The organism is Aquimarina litoralis (assembly GCF_039523995.1).
GTDB lineage: Bacteria > Bacteroidota > Bacteroidia > Flavobacteriales > Flavobacteriaceae > Aquimarina > Aquimarina litoralis.
Genome location: NZ_BAAAGE010000002.1, coordinates 810,143 through 827,129, shown reverse-complemented (window position 1 = coordinate 827,129; position 16,987 = coordinate 810,143). Strand labels below are relative to the sequence as shown.

Below are 16,987 nucleotides of genomic sequence, written 5' to 3'. Positions count from 1 at the left end.
TTATCTTCAATGTCTGAAGAAACAAAAAACACAGATGTTCAGGAAGTAGAGGCTCCAAAGGCAGCTCCTGCGGCTTCACCTCAACAAGAAAACCCTGAGCAATTTTTAAAAGATTTTAACTGGCACAATTACGAGGAAGGTATCGACCCAATCGCAGATTCTAAATTAGAAGAGTTTGAAAAGCTAGTTGCAGAAAATTTTGTGGACACCTTAAACGACGAGGTAGTAGAGGGAACAGTAATCAATATTACAGATCGTGATGCTATCATTGATATTAATGCAAAGAGTGAAGGTGTAATTTCATTAAATGAATTTCGTTACAACCCAGATCTTAAAGTAGGTGATAAGGTTGAGGTTTTAATTGATGTGCGTGAAGACGCTACAGGTCAATTAATTTTATCTCACCGTAAGGCTAGAGTAATTAAGGCTTGGGATAGAGTAAATAACGCTCATGATACTGGTGAAATAGTAAATGGATTTGTTAAGTGTAGAACTAAAGGAGGAATGATCGTTGACGTATTCGGAATCGAGGCGTTCTTACCAGGTTCTCAGATTGATGTAAAACCAATCCGTGATTACGACGCGTATGTAGGTAAAACAATGGAATTTAAAGTTGTTAAAATCAACCACGAGTTCAAAAACGTTGTAGTATCTCACAAAGCGCTTATCGAAGCAGATATCGAAGAGCAGAAGAAAGAAATTATTGGTCAGTTAGAAAAAGGTCAAGTATTAGAAGGTACTGTTAAGAATGTTACTTCTTATGGTGTATTCGTTGATCTTGGAGGAGTTGACGGACTTATCCATATTACTGATCTTTCTTGGTCTAGAATCAATCATCCAAATGAGATTGTTGAACTTGATCAGAAATTAAACGTTGTAATCTTAGACTTTGATGAGGCTAAGACTCGTATCCAATTAGGTCTTAAGCAATTAAAAGCACATCCTTGGGAAGCTCTTGATAATGAACTAAAAGTTGGAGATAAGGTTAAAGGTAAAGTTGTTGTAATCGCTGATTACGGTGCGTTTATCGAAGTTGAAGAAGGTGTAGAAGGATTAATCCACGTTTCTGAAATGTCTTGGTCTACTCACTTAAGATCAGCACAAGACTTTGTAAAAGTAGGTGATGAAGTAGAAGCTGTAATCCTTACTTTAGATAGAGAAGAGCGCAAAATGTCTCTAGGTGTTAAGCAATTAACTCCAGATCCATGGACAGATATTACATCTAAATATCCTGTAGGTTCTAAGCATACTGGAATCGTTCGTAACTTTACAAACTTTGGAGTATTCGTAGAATTGGAAGAAGGTATTGATGGATTAATTTATATCTCTGATCTTTCTTGGACGAAGAAAATCAAGCATCCATCAGATTTCACTAATGTAGGTGATAAGTTGGATGTAATTGTTCTTGAGTTAGACGTAGAAGGACGTAAATTAAGCCTTGGACACAAACAAACTGAAGATAATCCTTGGGATAAGTATGAAACTGAGTTCGCAGTAGGAACTAAGCATACACATGCCATTACTGAGATTGTAGACAAAGGAGCTACTATCGAGTTTAATGAGGATATCGTTGCATTCGTACCGTCTCGTCACTTAGAGAAAGAAGATGGTAAGAAGTTAGCTAAAGGTGAAGAAGCAGAATTCCAAATTATTGAATTCAATAAAGAATTCAAAAGAGTGGTAGCTTCTCATACAGCTTTATTTAAAGAAGAAGAAGCTAAGATCGTTAAGCAGGCTGCGAAAAAAGCTGCCGCTAGTAATTCAGAGAAAACCACTCTTGGTGATATCGATGCATTAGCAGATCTTAAAGCTAAAATGGAAAAAGGAGGTAACTAATCTCTTTATTCTTTATAAATTAAAAGACCGTTCGAAAGAGCGGTCTTTTTTTTACACTGAAAGTAGGTGCTACGTATTCACTGATATTGATGTAGTAGAAATCTAATAATTTATAGAATTTAGATGTCATAAGATTATAGTAGTAATGAGAGGTTTGTTTTTATTAGTAATAAGTAACTTGTTTATACATTCATTACATTGTCAGCATATGCATACAGAAGAAGAGTTACAGGAATTTAAGAAGATTGTAAGTCAAACCAGGCAGCTGGGGAGAGAAAAAATAGTATACATCGCTTTAACCAATATAACAGATGATCCAGAATCAGTTTTAAAAAATGATAAAGTTACTATTTCTGTATGGTATAATGATTTGACGGTAAAAGTTGATATTCAAGAGCATTCTCCGATTCGTTATTTTCCAATGAATACAAAGTATCATTTAGAAAAAACCATATATGTTTCTATGGATCATGTCTCTGGTTCCAGCGGAAGTATTGTATACAATCAAAAGAAGGAACAAGCAGCAGATAATTTTAGTAAAGTTTTTTTATATCAACATACAGAAGATAAAAAAAAGATGGTCTCTAAAGTTTTTCAGCTTAATAATAGAAATGATCCTCAATATTATCTAGATCCTGAAACACAAAGGCATATTACTATTAGAGAACATAAGAGTCATTATAGTATACAAATTGGTGATCAATATGCTATTACTTATAAAATTGATAAAGAATCTGGACAGATTTATGATTATGATGATCCGTATAAGAATTTTTATCCTACTCCTACAGCGACATCATTTAAACCTAAACCTTTAGGTGGATCTTGGATAGAAATAAAAGAATGACAGATTTTTATTCCATTTTATAATAAAATTCTTTTATAGGAAACATTAGTTTTTGAAATACAAGAGCTTATTTTTATCCGAAATCTAAGATTGAATAATCCTAAAATTTGATTACATTTGTATTCCAAATGTCTATTTGGAAATTATGAGTCAAAAATTACTACTTAGTGCAAAAGAGATAGATATTATTCTGCACCGTTTGGCTTGTCAATTGATAGAAAATCATACAGATTTCGACAATACAGTCTTAATAGGAATACAACCGCGAGGTACGTACTTAGCTAAGAGGTTACAGAAAATTCTTGTTGAAGAATATCAACTCCATAATTTGAATTTAGGGTATCTCGATATAACTTTTTACAGAGATGATTTTAGACGAGGAGAAAAACCTTTAGAAGCTAATAAGACAGATATTAATTTTGTCGTAGAAGACAAAAGAGTTGTTTTTATTGATGATGTATTATACACGGGAAGAAGTATAAGAGCTGCATTAACAGCTGTTCAATCATTTGGTAGACCATTAGAAATAGAATTATTAACATTAATCGATAGACGTTTTAGCAGACATTTACCCATACAACCAAATTATAGAGGTAGACAGGTAGATTCGATTAATCAGGAAAAAGTAAAGGTGAACTGGATAGAAAATGAAGGAGAAGATGCAGTTTATCTTGTAAGTAGATAAAAATTAAATTTAAATACAGAATGAGCGAATTAAGTGTAAACCACTTACTAGGAATCAAATATCTTACCAATGAAGATATTAACCTCATTTTTGAAACAGCGGATCATTTTAAAGAGGTCATTAACCGACCCATTAAAAAAGTTCCTTCGCTTAGAGATATAACCATTGCTAATCTTTTTTTTGAAAATAGTACAAGAACTAGATTATCATTTGAACTAGCTGAAAAAAGATTATCTGCAGATGTTATTAATTTTTCTGCGGCATCTTCCTCCGTTAAAAAAGGAGAAACACTCATAGATACAGTTAATAATATTCTGTCTATGAAGGTGGATATGGTAGTGATGAGACATCCTAATCCAGGTGCGGGTGTTTTTCTGTCTAAGCATGTAAATGCAAGTATTGTAAATGCAGGAGATGGAGCTCATGAGCATCCAACTCAAGCGTTATTGGATTCCTATTCCATCCGTGAAAAGTTAGGAGAAGTAAAAGGAAAAAAAATTGTTATTGTTGGAGATATTTTACATTCTAGAGTAGCATTGTCTAATATTTTTGCACTTAAGCTTCAAGGAGCAGAGGTAAAAGTATGTGGTCCTAAAACGTTAATACCAAAATATATTGAAAAACTTGGTGTTACAGTAGAAACGGATCTTATAAAGGCTTTAGAATGGTGTGATGTAGCAAATATGTTACGTGTTCAAAATGAACGAATGGAAATTAGCTATTTCCCTTCCACAAGAGAATATACTCAACAGTTTGGAGTAAATAAGAGGTTGTTAGATAACCTCGACAAGGAGATTGTAATTATGCATCCGGGACCCATCAATCGTGGTGTAGAGATCACGAGTGATGTTGCTGATTCTAAACAAGCCATTATACTAGATCAGGTTCAAAACGGAGTAGCAGTGAGAATGGCGGTTATTTATCTTTTAGCTTCAAAAATAAAACAATAATAGTATGATATTCAATAAAGAAGGTTCTACAACCATTATTACACAAGAAAAAGCAACAGTTGTTGATTTCGTGAAAGCCATTGAGACTAAATACGAGTCAATGAAAAATGATAATATTGTTGCAAACTTATTCTCATTAAAAAACCTATCGGTTGATGATATCAATGAGTTTCTTAGGGTCTCAAATAAGCACAAAGCAAATAAACGTTCATTTGTTATAGTAACGGATCAGGTATCTTACGATGAATCGCCAAAAGAGATTACTATTGTTCCAACTTTAATAGAAGCTTTGGACTTAATTGAAATGGAAGAAATCGAGCGTGATTTGGATTTTTAAAAATCTTTGATATTTTTTGTAATCAAAGTTAATTTCTAACGTCTTATTTATCATGAATAAAATAGCCCCATTTATTCTTGTGTTTACTTTGTTGCTTTCGACAACTGTAATTGCACAAGACTGGAAATATGATTTTGAAGAAGCTAAAGTATTAGCAAAAGAAAAAAATCAAAATATTGTTTTACTTTTTACTGGTTCGGATTGGTGTCCGCCTTGTATCAAACTAGAAAGAAAAATTTTTTCTAATACTGATTTTAAAAAGTTTGCCGACGAAAAGTTTGTTTGGGTAAAAGCAGATTTTCCAAAACGAAAAAAAAATCGTCTATCAGAAGAACAACAGAAAAAAAACTTTTCTTTGGCAAACCGGTATAATAAAAAAATGGTATTCCCTGTCATTCTTGTTATTGATCAAGAAGGCCAAGTACTCGGCGCAACAGGATACCGAAAAATGTCTGCAAATAGATATATGGAATTGCTTACTACATTTGATTCTTTTGGCCGTTAATATTGATATATCTATAGGATTAAGTTATCTTGAACTTTTTAAAAATTAAGATATAAAATAAATTGAAAGTTACCATTTTAGGCTGTTATTCGGCCACTCCAAGAACATTTACGAATCCTACATCTCAGGTATTAGAAATTAATAATCACATTTTTCTTATTGATTGCGGAGAAGGAACGCAAGTAGAATTAAGACGAAATAAGATAAGGTTTTCTAGGATTAACCATATTTTTATTTCTCATCTTCATGGAGATCATTTTTATGGATTAGTAGGTTTAGTATCTACCTTTAGAATGTTGAATAGAGAAAATCCTCTTCATATATATGGCCCTGAAGGAATAAAAGAAGCAATTACATTACAACTAAAACTTTCAAATTCTTGGACAGATTATCCCTTACATTTTCATGAACTAACTAGCGAAGATTCCCAGGTCGTTTTCGAAGATGATAAAGTTATTGTGAGTACCATACCTTTACAACATCGTATTTATTGTAATGGCTTTTTATTTCAAGAAAAATTAGGAGATCGAAAATTGCTTATGAGTAAGGTGCTTAATTACGATATCGATAAGGTGTATTACAAATCCATCAAAAAGGGGAAAGATGTAATATTAGATGATGGTCGTATAATTCCAAACTCTGAATTAACAGATGATCCTGCTCCAGCAAAGAGTTATGCATTTTGCAGCGATACAAAATATGATGAAGAAAAGATACCCTTAATTCAAGATGTGACAACCTTGTATCATGAATCTACATTTTTGGAAAGCCATAAATATTTATGTGATAAAACAGGTCATAGTACCGCAATAGAAGCCGCGAAGATTGCTAAAAAAGCAAATGTCAAGAATTTAATTTTAGGACATTATTCTACTAGATATGGGAATATTGAGCTTTTCAAGGAAGAAGCCCAAACTGTTTTTGAAAATGTAGAGATAGGAGATGACGGAAAAGTTTTTAAATATTAAATAAAAATTAGGGTTTTTATAAATGAGTTTGTTTCAGTAATAGATCTGCAGTTTTGTGTGATCTTAATAAACGAATCTTAAAACTCTAATTTATGAAAACCAATATCATCTTAATTTGTTGCCTATTTTTTTATTCAACTTTTACGATTAAAGCGCAAACAGCTAAATACGTTCCAGGAGAAATTCTTGTTAAGTTAAACGAAGAATACTCTGGTAAAAAGTTTGTTCAGGATTTTGAAAGGTCTAGTAGTCAGTTGAGTAATCCTGTTTTGGTGTCTAAATCATTAAACATTTGGAAGTTCAGTTTTGATGAAAATAAAACACCTATGAAAACTATTTTAAATAATGTTTCAAGAAATAGAAACACTCAAATAGTTCAGGTCAATCATATTATTACTAAAAGAGCTACTACTCCAAATGATGCTGAATTTGATAGACAATGGCAATACTTTCAATCAAACGATAAAGATATTGATGCAGAAGAAGCTTGGGATATAACTACTGGTGGAACTACTGCAAATGGACATGAAATTGTAGTAGCAGTCATTGATGATGGAATTCAGTTTGATCATCCAGATATGAAAGACAATATTTGGATGAATACACAAGAAATTGCAGACAATGGTATTGATGATGACGGTAATGGATATATTGATGATGTAAAAGGATGGAATACAGCAACTAATGACGATAATGTTGGTGATTTAGGACATGGAACTCCCGTAAGTGGTATAATTGGTGCAAAAGGAAATAATGGTATTGGAGTAGCTGGTGTGAATTGGGATGTAAAGGTAATGGCTATTGATGGAGGAACAGGAGTAGAAGAAGAGGTTATTAGAGCGTACTCTTATGCTTTGGATAACAGAAAATTATACAATGAAACTAATGGAGCCAAAGGTGCTTTTGTTGTAGCTACTAATGCATCTTGGGGAGTGGACTTTGGCCAACCAGGAGATGCTCCTCTATGGTGTGAATTATACGATACACTTGGTGAAAATGGAATATTAAATGCGGGAGCAACTATTAATGATGATCAAGACATTGATGTAGTTGGAGATTTGCCAACAGCTTGTCCAAGTGAATTTTTAATAACAGTGACCAATATGAATCAGGATGATGAGAAAGTACAGTTTGCTGGATATGGAAAAACTACGATCGATTTAGGTGCTCATGGAGAAAATGCTTTTACGATTACTTCTGGAAGTGGTTATGGAGGATTTGGAGGTACATCTGGAGCAACTCCACATGTAACTGGTGCTATTGCTTTATTATATTCTGCACCAAATACTTCTTTTGCAGAATTAGCTATTAATGATCCTGAAGAAGCAGCTAGAAAAGTACGAGGTTATATTTTGGATAATGTAGATCCAAATACCTCTATACAAGATATTACAACGACTGGAGGGAGATTGAATTTGTTCAAAAGTTTACAGGCTTTAATGAATGATCAAACACTTTCTATAGATGAAGTGACTAGTCAACCTAATGATGGAATTTTCTTGTATCCAAACCCTGCTAGAGATATTATTACATTTGAATTACCTAACAATGTAAAAATAAAATCTGCGTCTATTTATTCCAGTACTGGGCAATTGGTAGAAAAATTAGAAAATAATGTAGCATCAATAAATATTTCAAATCTTGCTAATGGATTGTATATAGTGCGCTATCAAATAGATGGAGCTAATTCTTTATATCACACAACACTGTTAAAAAGATAACTAATTATTTAGTGTTTATTTATAAATTTCTCATGCATTTTTAAAATCAAATTGTCTTACTTTTACAGTATTAATTATTGCGAATACTGTTAAATGAATAGAGATCTTACAGATTATAGAAAATCATATGATAAGAAAACTTTAGAGGAAGACACACTAGAGAAATCTCCTTTTGTATTGTTTTCTACTTGGTTTAAAGAAGTTGAAGAGGCTGGAGGAGTAGAAGAAGCTAATGCAATGACCATTACCACCAATGGATTAGACGGTTTTCCGAAAGCAAGAATAGTTTTGTTAAAGCACTATGACGAAAAAGGTTTTGTGTTTTATACAAACTATGAATCCGAAAAAGGAAAAGCTATTGCAGCTAATAATAAGGTTTGTATTTCATTTTTTTGGCCTAATCTGGAAAGACAGGTTATAATTAAAGGAGAAGTTGCTAAAATATCGAATGAGAAAAGCAATGAATATTTTCAATCGAGGCCTCGCGGTAGCCAACTTGGCGCTTGGGCTTCTGCACAAAGTAATGTGATTTCGAATAGAGAAGTTCTCGAAAAAACACTAGCAAATTTAGAAGAAAAATATAAAGATACAATCATCCCAAAACCTGACTTTTGGGGTGGTTATTGTATCAAACCCGTTACCTTCGAATTTTGGCAGGGTAGACCAAATCGTTTACATGATAGAATACGTTTTGAATCTGAGGATAACAAGAACGAGTGGAAAATCGAAAGATTATCTCCTTAGTATCTGAAAAAAAAGGTGCTTTTACCCTATAAGATTAGTCTTGTGGTGGTTTAATCCATGATAACAAAATTGGATCTTCTATTTTTACGATACTCTTCTTCTTCACAATCTTGTCCATCAAGACAATTATTTACAGGTCTTGTTTCACCAAAACCTTGATAAGAGAGTATTCTATTTCTAGAAATTTCCTGACCAACAAGATAATTATAGATAGATTCTGCTCTTTTTTGAGATAAATCTAAATTATAATCATGATTTCCTCGGCTATCTGAGTGTGTTTCAATTTTAATGATCATCCCGGGATAATCTTCTTTCATTAGTTTTACTACTTTGTTAAGCTCTACTTCTGCTTTTTCTGTAATATCCCATTTATCAAACTCGAAATAAATTTCATTTAACTTAATGAGATCATTAATCGTTTTGTCAAGCTTCACGTCTGAACTTAGATTAGATGAAGGATCTTGATTAGAGTTTACGATATCGTTATCATTCAGACCAGTACTTTCGGTATTTTCAGATTTGTTGGCAGTATTAACTTCGACGATATTTTTCTCTAAATTCTTTGTTCTTGCAGCAAAATTTGCGTTAAAATTTGGACAATTTAGTCCGCTCATATCTACCGCTAGTTTTATTTGGTAATAGTCAGGAAGATTACATTTATTAATGTGGTTATATCCTTTAGTATATTTTTTAGTTTCATTAAGAGACCCATTGAACTCAGCTATTACTGGTTGATCTTGCACAAGAACTTCTCCAGTTTCATTCAAAAGCTCACAAGTACTATTTACCTGTATTGCATATCTGATTTCAAAAGGTTCGCTATCCATTTTTACCATTTTATTAGGTACAGAAAAGCTTAGTGTCCGCGTAGGCTCATCATAAGAAACTTTGATTCTTTTTGAAGGAAGAACTACAGATTCTTTGGAAAAGACAACATGCTCAGGAAGAATATCCTTAATAATGGTATTTTTAGCGTCATCGTTTCCATCGTTATGAATAGTTAAACTGTATGCAATTTCTTGATCAGGTGCAATTACGTCATTAGGAAATACAAAACTACCATCCGAATATCTGGATCTCTTAACGATTTGAATTGCAGGCTCATAAATTTCTACGCTAAAAGCAACTGCCATTACAGAATAACCATCATTATCGGTAAGCAACCTAAAACTTGATTTGGTTTGATTGTTACCAATAATACTGTTTCTTGGATTTTTAATTTCAAATAGGTCAGCATCATATCCTAGAGTATTTTGACTAGCAGGAACTCTGGATGTAATATTTCGACCATTCTCAGTAATATTAGCATTAAAGAAATTGTTCATAGGATTGGTATTATCCGTAATTCCTTTATACTTATTAGTTTCATTAGATAAAACCTGAAAACGATCACCTCTGATACCTTTATCACCTTCATAAGAGATAACTCCTATCTTACCATGAACAGCTCCTTCTGGAATAGTCTGGAAATTATCAAATGAAAATTCTACTGGTTTTGCTTTAGAATCAATATTTACAAAACCATCATATACATAAAAACGTTTTCTTGGCTTGGAGTTATCTTCGTAAATAACAACCATAGTCCAACCACCAGCAAGGCCATTGCCTAAGGTTTCATCATCATTCACTTCTGATGTAGTGGCAGGAATATTAGCAACAGTATAAGTACCCATCGGATCCTGTAAACTTGTTACTTGATCTGTTATATCCTTGTAGCAAGAGTATTGCTTAAATAATGACTTGTCATCATTATAATAATCATGAATGATTTGCGCACCGGTCAAATTAGTGTACGTATCACTTCCCGGGTATTTTATTTTAATGGAAGTAATATCATTTGCTCTTTCTTTATCAGCGTAAGATGCTGTCCAATATAAACCTACATGTTTAATAGAAGCACAGCCAGAAGGAATATCTAGATCAGCACTACTGGAGTTAAAGGTGGTATCATCATTATCAATATCGATAAATCCCATTCTGAACTGATTATTCAGACCACCATTATTATAACTTTTGTTTGGGTTGAAAGGATCTGTTCCATCATCATTACTTACTTTACCAAGTATAGTGTTGGATACAAATTTGAAATCTCCTTTAATAGTAAATTCCGTTCTTTTTTCTAAAGGTACCTCTACCTGCCCAAAGATTGTAGAGCAGTTCATGATTACAAAAACGGCAAGAGCGTATTGTAATTTTAAGCCTAGTATTTTTGAAAGTCCAATTTTTTCCACTTTTCCTTTTTTAATCCCTGTTATATTTAACTTAAAACTTGATACTAAATTGTGTTTAATTACTAAGGGTAAACATCTTCATTATAAGGGGAAACCGTAGGTAAAGTTAAATTTTAACAACTTATTATGTAAGTAAAAACTGATCTTTTCGATATAAAATGTGGTTTTATCGATTAAATGCAGCTTATTAGTCTGCTCATTTTCATTGTTTTAAGGGAGTTTTTCGCAAATAGATCATTTTAGAGTAGCAGAATAAATCGAGTTTTTTCTAGAATTCGTTTACCGCTTTTTTTAACAAAAAATATTTTTATGATAATATATGTAGAAATGTAAATGCTTATTCTTAAACTTGCGTATGTGTAAATTTAGGCGGATATAATTTTTTGATTCAATCATGAAAACGTTATACATTATTAGACATGCAAAATCATCTTGGGAATTTGATTTAGAAGATCATAAAAGACCATTGAATAAAAGAGGTTTAAAAGATGCTGATATAATAGGTAAACAGCTTAAAAGCCTTATAAAACCTATTGATAAGGTAATTAGCAGTGATGCCGTAAGAGCAAGAACAACAGCTGAGATTATTCTTGGTCACCTAGATATTGAGGAGGATATTTTTAATTTAGAACCCAAGCTTTATGACTTTAATGGCCATCAGGTTATAGAAGTCATAAAAAATTGTGAGAACCACATTGATACATTGGTAATTTTTGGTCATAATCATGCCTTTACTTCAATTGCTAATCTTTATGGAGATCAAATGATAGATAATTTGCCGACTGCAGGTGTGGTAGGTATTCAATTTGATATTGATAATTGGGCGGATATTAGCGTAGGAAAAATCATACTAACCTTATTTCCCAAAGATTTACGATAAATGGAGGAAAATCAAGTAAATAGATATATAAATAGAGAATTAAGCTGGTTACAATTTAATGCAAGAGTATTACAGGAAGCATCGGATGATAGTGTTCCATTGTTAGAAAGACTTCGTTTTATCGGAATATTTTCAAATAATTTGGATGAGTTTTTTAAAGTTAGATATGCTGCTATCAAAAGAATTGATCTCTCTGGTACTGATGGTAAAAATGTATTAAAAGGAATGACTGCCAGTGAACTTTTAGAACAAATAACTAAAATAGTTATTAAACAGCAGTCAGAAAGTTTAAAAACGATTAATACGATTAGTGAAAGATTAAAAGATCATAACATCTTTATCATAAATGAAAATCAAGTTACTCCAGAGCAAGATAATTTTATACGTAGGTATTTTGTAGACAAGGTAAGTCCTGCTTTAGTAACTTATATTTTAAATGATTTAGATAAGTTTCCTCATCTTAAGGATAGTGTGGCTTATTTAGCCGTAAAATTGGTTTTGAAGGATACAGTGCCGAAAGAAGGTACCATATCTAAAATCTTACAACAAAAAACCAAAGAGAAAATCTATGCACTTATAGAGATTCCTAAAAATATGGATCGTTTCGTAGTGCTTCCGGAAAAAGATGGTAAAAAATATATCATAATTCTGGATGATTTGATACGGTATTGTATGCAAATTAACTTTAGTATTTTTAATTATATCAGTGCTTCTGCTCATATGATTAAAATTACAAGAGACGCGCAGTTAGATTTTGATAATGATTTTAGTAAGAGTTTTATTGAGAAAATTTCGAGTAGTGTAAAATCGAGAAGAGATGGAGAACCTGTAAGATTTGTATACGATAAAACAATAGATAAGGATACACTTAATTTCTTAATGGAAAAGATGGGTGTGGATAATACCGATAGCATTATACCTGGCGGTAGATATCATAACCGTCGGGATTATATGAATTTTCCAGATTTAGGAAAGAAAAGTCTTGTCTATCAGAAATTGATACCACTTACAATTCCTGGACTAAGTCTACAGGGAAGCTTACTCGATAAAATTGCAAAAAAAGACTTTTTACAGTATACACCGTATCATACTTTTTCATATACCGTAAAGTTTTTGCGTGAAGCAGCAATTGATCCAAAGGTAAAGACGATTAAAATCACGATTTATAGATTGGCAAGGATTTCTCATATTGCCAGTTCTCTCATCAATGCAGCAAAAAATGGTAAAAATGTAACGGTACAAATAGAATTGCAAGCACGATTTGATGAGCAGGCTAATATTAGATATGCAGAACAAATGCAAAGAGAAGGTGTTAATCTAATTTTTGGAGTTTCTGGTCTAAAAGTACATTGTAAAGCCTGCGTAATAGAAAGAGAAGAAGAAGGAAAGTTAAAAAGATATGGCTTTATAAGTACCGGTAATTTTAATGAGTCCACAGCAAAAATATATACAGATTATACCTTATTTACTACTAACGAGGCAATCTTGAAAGAAACCAATAAAGTATTTAAGTTCTTTGATATTAATTATAAGGTAAGTAGGTATAAACATTTATTAGTGTCTCCTCACTATACACGAAGTGCTTTAACGAAATTAATTGATAATGAGATTAAGAACAGTAAAGCAGACAAACCTTCAGGAATTAGATTGAAATTGAATAGTCTTAGCGATTATAGAATGATTGATAAACTTTATGAAGCGAGTAGAGCTGGTGTAAAAATCAATTTGATCGTAAGAGGTATTTGTTGTTTGATTCCTGGAATCGAAGGAATGAGCGAAAATATTGAAGCTATCAGTGTTGTGGATAAATTTCTAGAACATCCAAGATTATTAATTTTTGAAAATGGAGGAGATTCTAAAGTATACATTTCTTCTGCAGATTGGATGAGAAGAAACTTAGACAGAAGAGTAGAAATAAGCTGTCCTATATATGATAAAGATATCAAAGAAGAATTAATTGATACCTTTGATATCTGTTGGAGTGATAATGTAAAAGGAAGAAAGCTTTCAGAAAATCAAGATAATAGGTATATTCGAAATGATAAAGAAAAGGTAAGATCCCAAATTGCCACTTATGACTATTATTTAAAAAAATTAGGAAATTAAATATTTTGTTGACTATAGAAAAATATGGAGCTATTGATATTGGTTCCAATGCGGTGAGATTGTTGATTAGTAGTGTCCACGAAGAAGAAGGAAAAAAGACACGATTTAAAAAAACTAGCCTTGTAAGAGTTCCTATTCGATTAGGAGCTGATGTTTTTTTAAATGGAAAAATCTCGGAAGAAAATATTGGTAGGATGTTAGATGCTATGCAAGCGTATCAACTTTTAATGAAAACTCATAAAGTAGTGCGTTATAAGGCTTGTGCTACTTCAGCAATGAGAGAAGCTAATAATGGTAAAGAGGTCGTAGATCTTATTAAGGAAAATACGGGAATACATATTGATATTATCGATGGCTCTAATGAAGCTGCGATTATAGCTATGACTGATCTCCATGATTTGATAAATTCTGATGCAACCTATCTTTATGTAGATGTAGGAGGAGGAAGTACAGAATTTACATTATACCATAATGGTAAGACTATTGATTCCCGATCTTTTAAATTGGGAACAGTAAGGTTACTTAATAATGTGGTTTCTGAAGATACTTGGGGCGAAGTTGAGAATTGGATTAAAAATATTACTACTGGATATACTCGACTATCTCTTATTGGTTCTGGAGGAAATATTAATAATATTTTTAAAAATAGCGGAAAAAGTAACGGAAAACCACTTTCCTTTTTGTATTTAAGTTCGTATTATGACTTATTAAAGTCATTGTCTTATGAAGAGAGAATCTGGGAATTAAATCTTAATCAAGATAGAGCGGATGTTATTCTTCCGGCTACTAGAATTTATTTATCGGCAATGAAATGGAGTGGTGCTCAAGAAATTTATGTGCCTAAAATAGGTCTTTCTGATGGTATAATAAAATACCTTTACAGCGAAAAGTTAGATAATAAATAAATGCTTTTTATCGATTATTATTGTATTTAATCGATAATAAACTATTGTTTTAATAATTAATATTAGACAGATTTCGGAATAATTATTTTTTTTGTTTTAAATTGTATACCAAACCAAATCAATATAAATATTTACACTATGAATAAAATAATACTTTTAGTTTTTACTGTGTTAATAACCTGTTTTACGCTAAATGCTCAGGAATCCAAGTATGGAATTAGAATTGGAGCGAATTTAAGTTCTTTAAATTCTGATAATATTACAGGTGATTTGGATCAAAGTAGAATCGGAGTGGTAGTTGGTTTTCTTGCAGATTATAGATTAACTAACAAATTAAGAATACAACCTGAACTTCAATATTCTGGACAAGGTAATAAAGATAGAGACCTTAGAGTAAATTACTTGCAGCTTCCAATTTTATTAAAATACAATATAACAGATGTTTTTAATGTTCAATTAGGACCACAAGCAGGTATTAAGATATGGGAGTGGGAAGATAATCAAGCTGGGACTACGGACTTTGGTACTTTTGATTTTGCTGGAGTGATTGGTGTTGGCGCTAATATCACGGATAATTTTTTCGTTGATCTTAGGTATGCCTTAGGATTTGCAAATGTTTTTGATGAAGGTGCAGGAGTAAATATCGATGGAACTAGTCGCAATATTCAACTTTCAGTAGGTTATAGACTATAAAATATACTTTTTAAATGAAATATAAAAAAGCTCACCAATCACATGGTGAGCTTTTTTTAATATTAAAATGTTCCATAGTACTCAAAGAATTTTTTGGTTAGCGTTAATGTATTTTGATCAGATTTAATGAGTAGTTTACGTTTTAGTTTATTCATAATTTTATTAATGGTTACTCGGGTTACTCTTAAGTAATTAGACATTTCTTCTTGATTCAAAGGCATGTTAATAATAATATTCTCCTGATGATCTAATTTATGATCAAACTTATCTTTGAACTCCATCAATACATGAAGAATTCTTTGTTCCGTATTTCTTAGATACAGCATTTTAATTCTTTTTTCTAGTTCTATGTATTGATCTCCTAAGATTTTCAAAAACCCAATATTCTCTGATATTTTATCATGTAATAGATTTTGTAAAATCATAATATCAAACTCTTGTATTTCTGTATTATTCTTTTGTGCTTCACAGACATAATGAAAAGGAAAGCTATCGATCATAGGTTTAGCGCCAAAATATTGACCAGAAGTTAGTAATAAAGGGATAGTTTCTTCTCCATTTTTTGTAATGCTGCTGATTTTTACAATCCCATTTTTTACATGGAATATTTTTTTGTAGAAACAGGTTCCCTGAACAATGATTTCTTTCTTGCAATAATGATTAGATTGTTTTTGATCCTTTGGAATCAAAGCGTTTAATGATGTAAGTGACATTGAATTAAGTTGGTTATTTAATTAAACAAATGTTAAAATTATGTCATATTAACATTGTAAAATGAATTTAATTGTGATTAATACATATTTCTTTTGAGGTTAATATGTCGTTTTAAGGGATTCATAATTAAAATAAAGTAGAATTAGTGTTAGAAAATTTATACCAAAGTAGCAGACCCTATACTAATTTCGAGTTGTATAAAAACACAATTAATAACTCTTAAAACCATTTAAAATCATGAACTCAATTCATTTAAAACGGGGATTTATCCTCATGCTACTTGGAGTATTGACTACAATAATCTATTCATTTGCAAAAAATGATATATCCGAAGTAGTTAAGATCGAATACAAAGAATCTGTAGTAAGCTATTTTGGAGATGAAACAGTATCCAAAAAGGACCTTTTAAAAGAAGCAAAACTTATTGATATCGCAGATCGACGATTCGAAACAAAGTGGAAAAATAAAGATCCAAAAGGTATCTCTGAAGAATACACTACTTCTGGAGCTGTATTTATGAAACCAGGAGTAAAACCAAGAATTGGAAGATTGCAAATAGAACAAGAATTTGCAACAAGCGTTAAATCTGTAGACAAAGTAGAATTTTTTCAGGATGAGTTACAGTTTTTCGGAGGAATGGATGTTGCTTTTCAGCGATGTCATATGTTAGGATATGTGGATACAGACAATAAACCCATATTCGAAGGGTCTTATGTAATTCTATGGAAAAAAGAAAAAGGAGAATGGCTTATAGAATATGATATGTTTAATTCCGATAAATAGTCATTTTCTTAAATCAATTTGTAATTACAAAGCTTTGTATAGAAGTAATTGTAATTCATAATCACAATTACAACTAAAGCAG

Annotated in this window: 16 protein-coding genes; 14 read left to right on the top strand and 2 right to left on the bottom strand. The window is 31.7% G+C overall.

Annotated elements, in window-relative coordinates; genetic code table 11:
• The first annotated feature begins 9 nt into the window (after positions 1-9).
• The 9 genes from rpsA to pdxH all read left to right on the top strand — a co-directional run bounded on the left by rpsA (position 10) and on the right by pdxH (position 8,593).
• The gene (gene rpsA, locus ABD077_RS12630; protein ID WP_299600890.1) at positions 10-1,836 is read left to right on the top strand and encodes a 30S ribosomal protein S1; all 1,827 of its coding nucleotides are present in this window, start codon (positions 10-12) and stop codon (positions 1,834-1,836) included.
• A 208-nt stretch (positions 1,837-2,044) separates the two neighbouring features.
• Complete coding sequence (locus ABD077_RS12625; RefSeq protein ID WP_343912661.1) at positions 2,045-2,683, top strand: hypothetical protein; 639 nt, start codon at positions 2,045-2,047, stop codon at positions 2,681-2,683.
• A 145-nt stretch (positions 2,684-2,828) separates the two neighbouring features.
• Positions 2,829-3,368, top strand: coding sequence for a bifunctional pyr operon transcriptional regulator/uracil phosphoribosyltransferase PyrR (gene pyrR, locus ABD077_RS12620; RefSeq protein WP_299600894.1), 540 nt, complete (start codon positions 2,829-2,831; stop codon positions 3,366-3,368).
• A 20-nt stretch (positions 3,369-3,388) separates the two neighbouring features.
• Complete coding sequence (locus ABD077_RS12615) at positions 3,389-4,318, top strand: aspartate carbamoyltransferase catalytic subunit (protein ID WP_343912660.1); 930 nt, start codon at positions 3,389-3,391, stop codon at positions 4,316-4,318.
• 4 nt (positions 4,319-4,322) lie between these two features.
• Positions 4,323-4,655, top strand: coding sequence for a ribonuclease Z (locus ABD077_RS12610; protein WP_299600899.1), 333 nt, complete (start codon positions 4,323-4,325; stop codon positions 4,653-4,655).
• 52 nt (positions 4,656-4,707) lie between these two features.
• Positions 4,708-5,160: a thioredoxin family protein gene (locus ABD077_RS12605; RefSeq protein ID WP_343912659.1), complete on the top strand. Its 453-nt coding sequence runs from the start codon at positions 4,708-4,710 to the stop codon at positions 5,158-5,160.
• Between the two features lie 62 nt (positions 5,161-5,222).
• Positions 5,223-6,128: a ribonuclease Z gene (locus tag ABD077_RS12600; RefSeq protein WP_343912658.1), complete on the top strand. Its 906-nt coding sequence runs from the start codon at positions 5,223-5,225 to the stop codon at positions 6,126-6,128.
• A 92-nt stretch (positions 6,129-6,220) separates the two neighbouring features.
• A complete protein-coding gene (locus ABD077_RS12595) occupies positions 6,221-7,849 on the top strand; it encodes a S8/S53 family peptidase (protein WP_343912657.1) in 1,629 nt (542 codons plus the stop codon).
• A gap of 93 nt (positions 7,850-7,942) precedes the next feature.
• Positions 7,943-8,593 (top strand): pyridoxamine 5'-phosphate oxidase, encoded by a 651-nt coding sequence (gene pdxH, locus ABD077_RS12590; RefSeq protein WP_343912656.1) that lies wholly within the window; start codon positions 7,943-7,945, stop codon positions 8,591-8,593.
• 50 nt (positions 8,594-8,643) lie between these two features.
• On the opposite strand, the gene ABD077_RS12585 is transcribed toward pdxH, so the two are convergent.
• The gene (locus ABD077_RS12585; protein WP_343912655.1) at positions 8,644-10,824 is read right to left on the bottom strand and encodes an OmpA family protein; all 2,181 of its coding nucleotides are present in this window, start codon (positions 10,822-10,824) and stop codon (positions 8,644-8,646) included.
• A gap of 394 nt (positions 10,825-11,218) precedes the next feature.
• On the opposite strand from ABD077_RS12585, the gene ABD077_RS12580 reads away from it, so the two are divergent.
• The 4 genes from ABD077_RS12580 to ABD077_RS12565 all read left to right on the top strand — a co-directional run bounded on the left by ABD077_RS12580 (position 11,219) and on the right by ABD077_RS12565 (position 15,408).
• Positions 11,219-11,704, top strand: coding sequence for a SixA phosphatase family protein (locus ABD077_RS12580; protein ID WP_343912654.1), 486 nt, complete (start codon positions 11,219-11,221; stop codon positions 11,702-11,704).
• Entirely contained in the window at positions 11,705-13,810 is a 2,106-nt protein-coding gene (gene ppk1 / locus ABD077_RS12575) for a polyphosphate kinase 1 (protein WP_343912653.1), read from the top strand.
• A gap of 5 nt (positions 13,811-13,815) precedes the next feature.
• Positions 13,816-14,715, top strand: a complete 900-nt coding sequence (locus ABD077_RS12570; RefSeq protein WP_343912652.1) for a Ppx/GppA phosphatase family protein — start codon at positions 13,816-13,818, stop codon at positions 14,713-14,715.
• 138 nt (positions 14,716-14,853) lie between these two features.
• On the top strand, positions 14,854-15,408 hold the full coding sequence (locus ABD077_RS12565) for a porin family protein (RefSeq protein WP_343912651.1): 555 nt from the start codon (positions 14,854-14,856) through the stop codon (positions 15,406-15,408).
• Between the two features lie 62 nt (positions 15,409-15,470).
• Here ABD077_RS12565 and ABD077_RS12560 read toward each other — a convergent pair whose 3' ends face one another.
• A complete protein-coding gene (locus tag ABD077_RS12560) occupies positions 15,471-16,121 on the bottom strand; it encodes a Crp/Fnr family transcriptional regulator (protein WP_343912650.1) in 651 nt (216 codons plus the stop codon).
• 238 nt (positions 16,122-16,359) lie between these two features.
• Between ABD077_RS12560 and ABD077_RS12555 the strand changes: the two genes are divergently transcribed.
• On the top strand, positions 16,360-16,905 hold the full coding sequence (locus tag ABD077_RS12555; protein ID WP_343912649.1) for a YybH family protein: 546 nt from the start codon (positions 16,360-16,362) through the stop codon (positions 16,903-16,905).
• Positions 16,906-16,987: the final 82 nt, after the last annotated feature.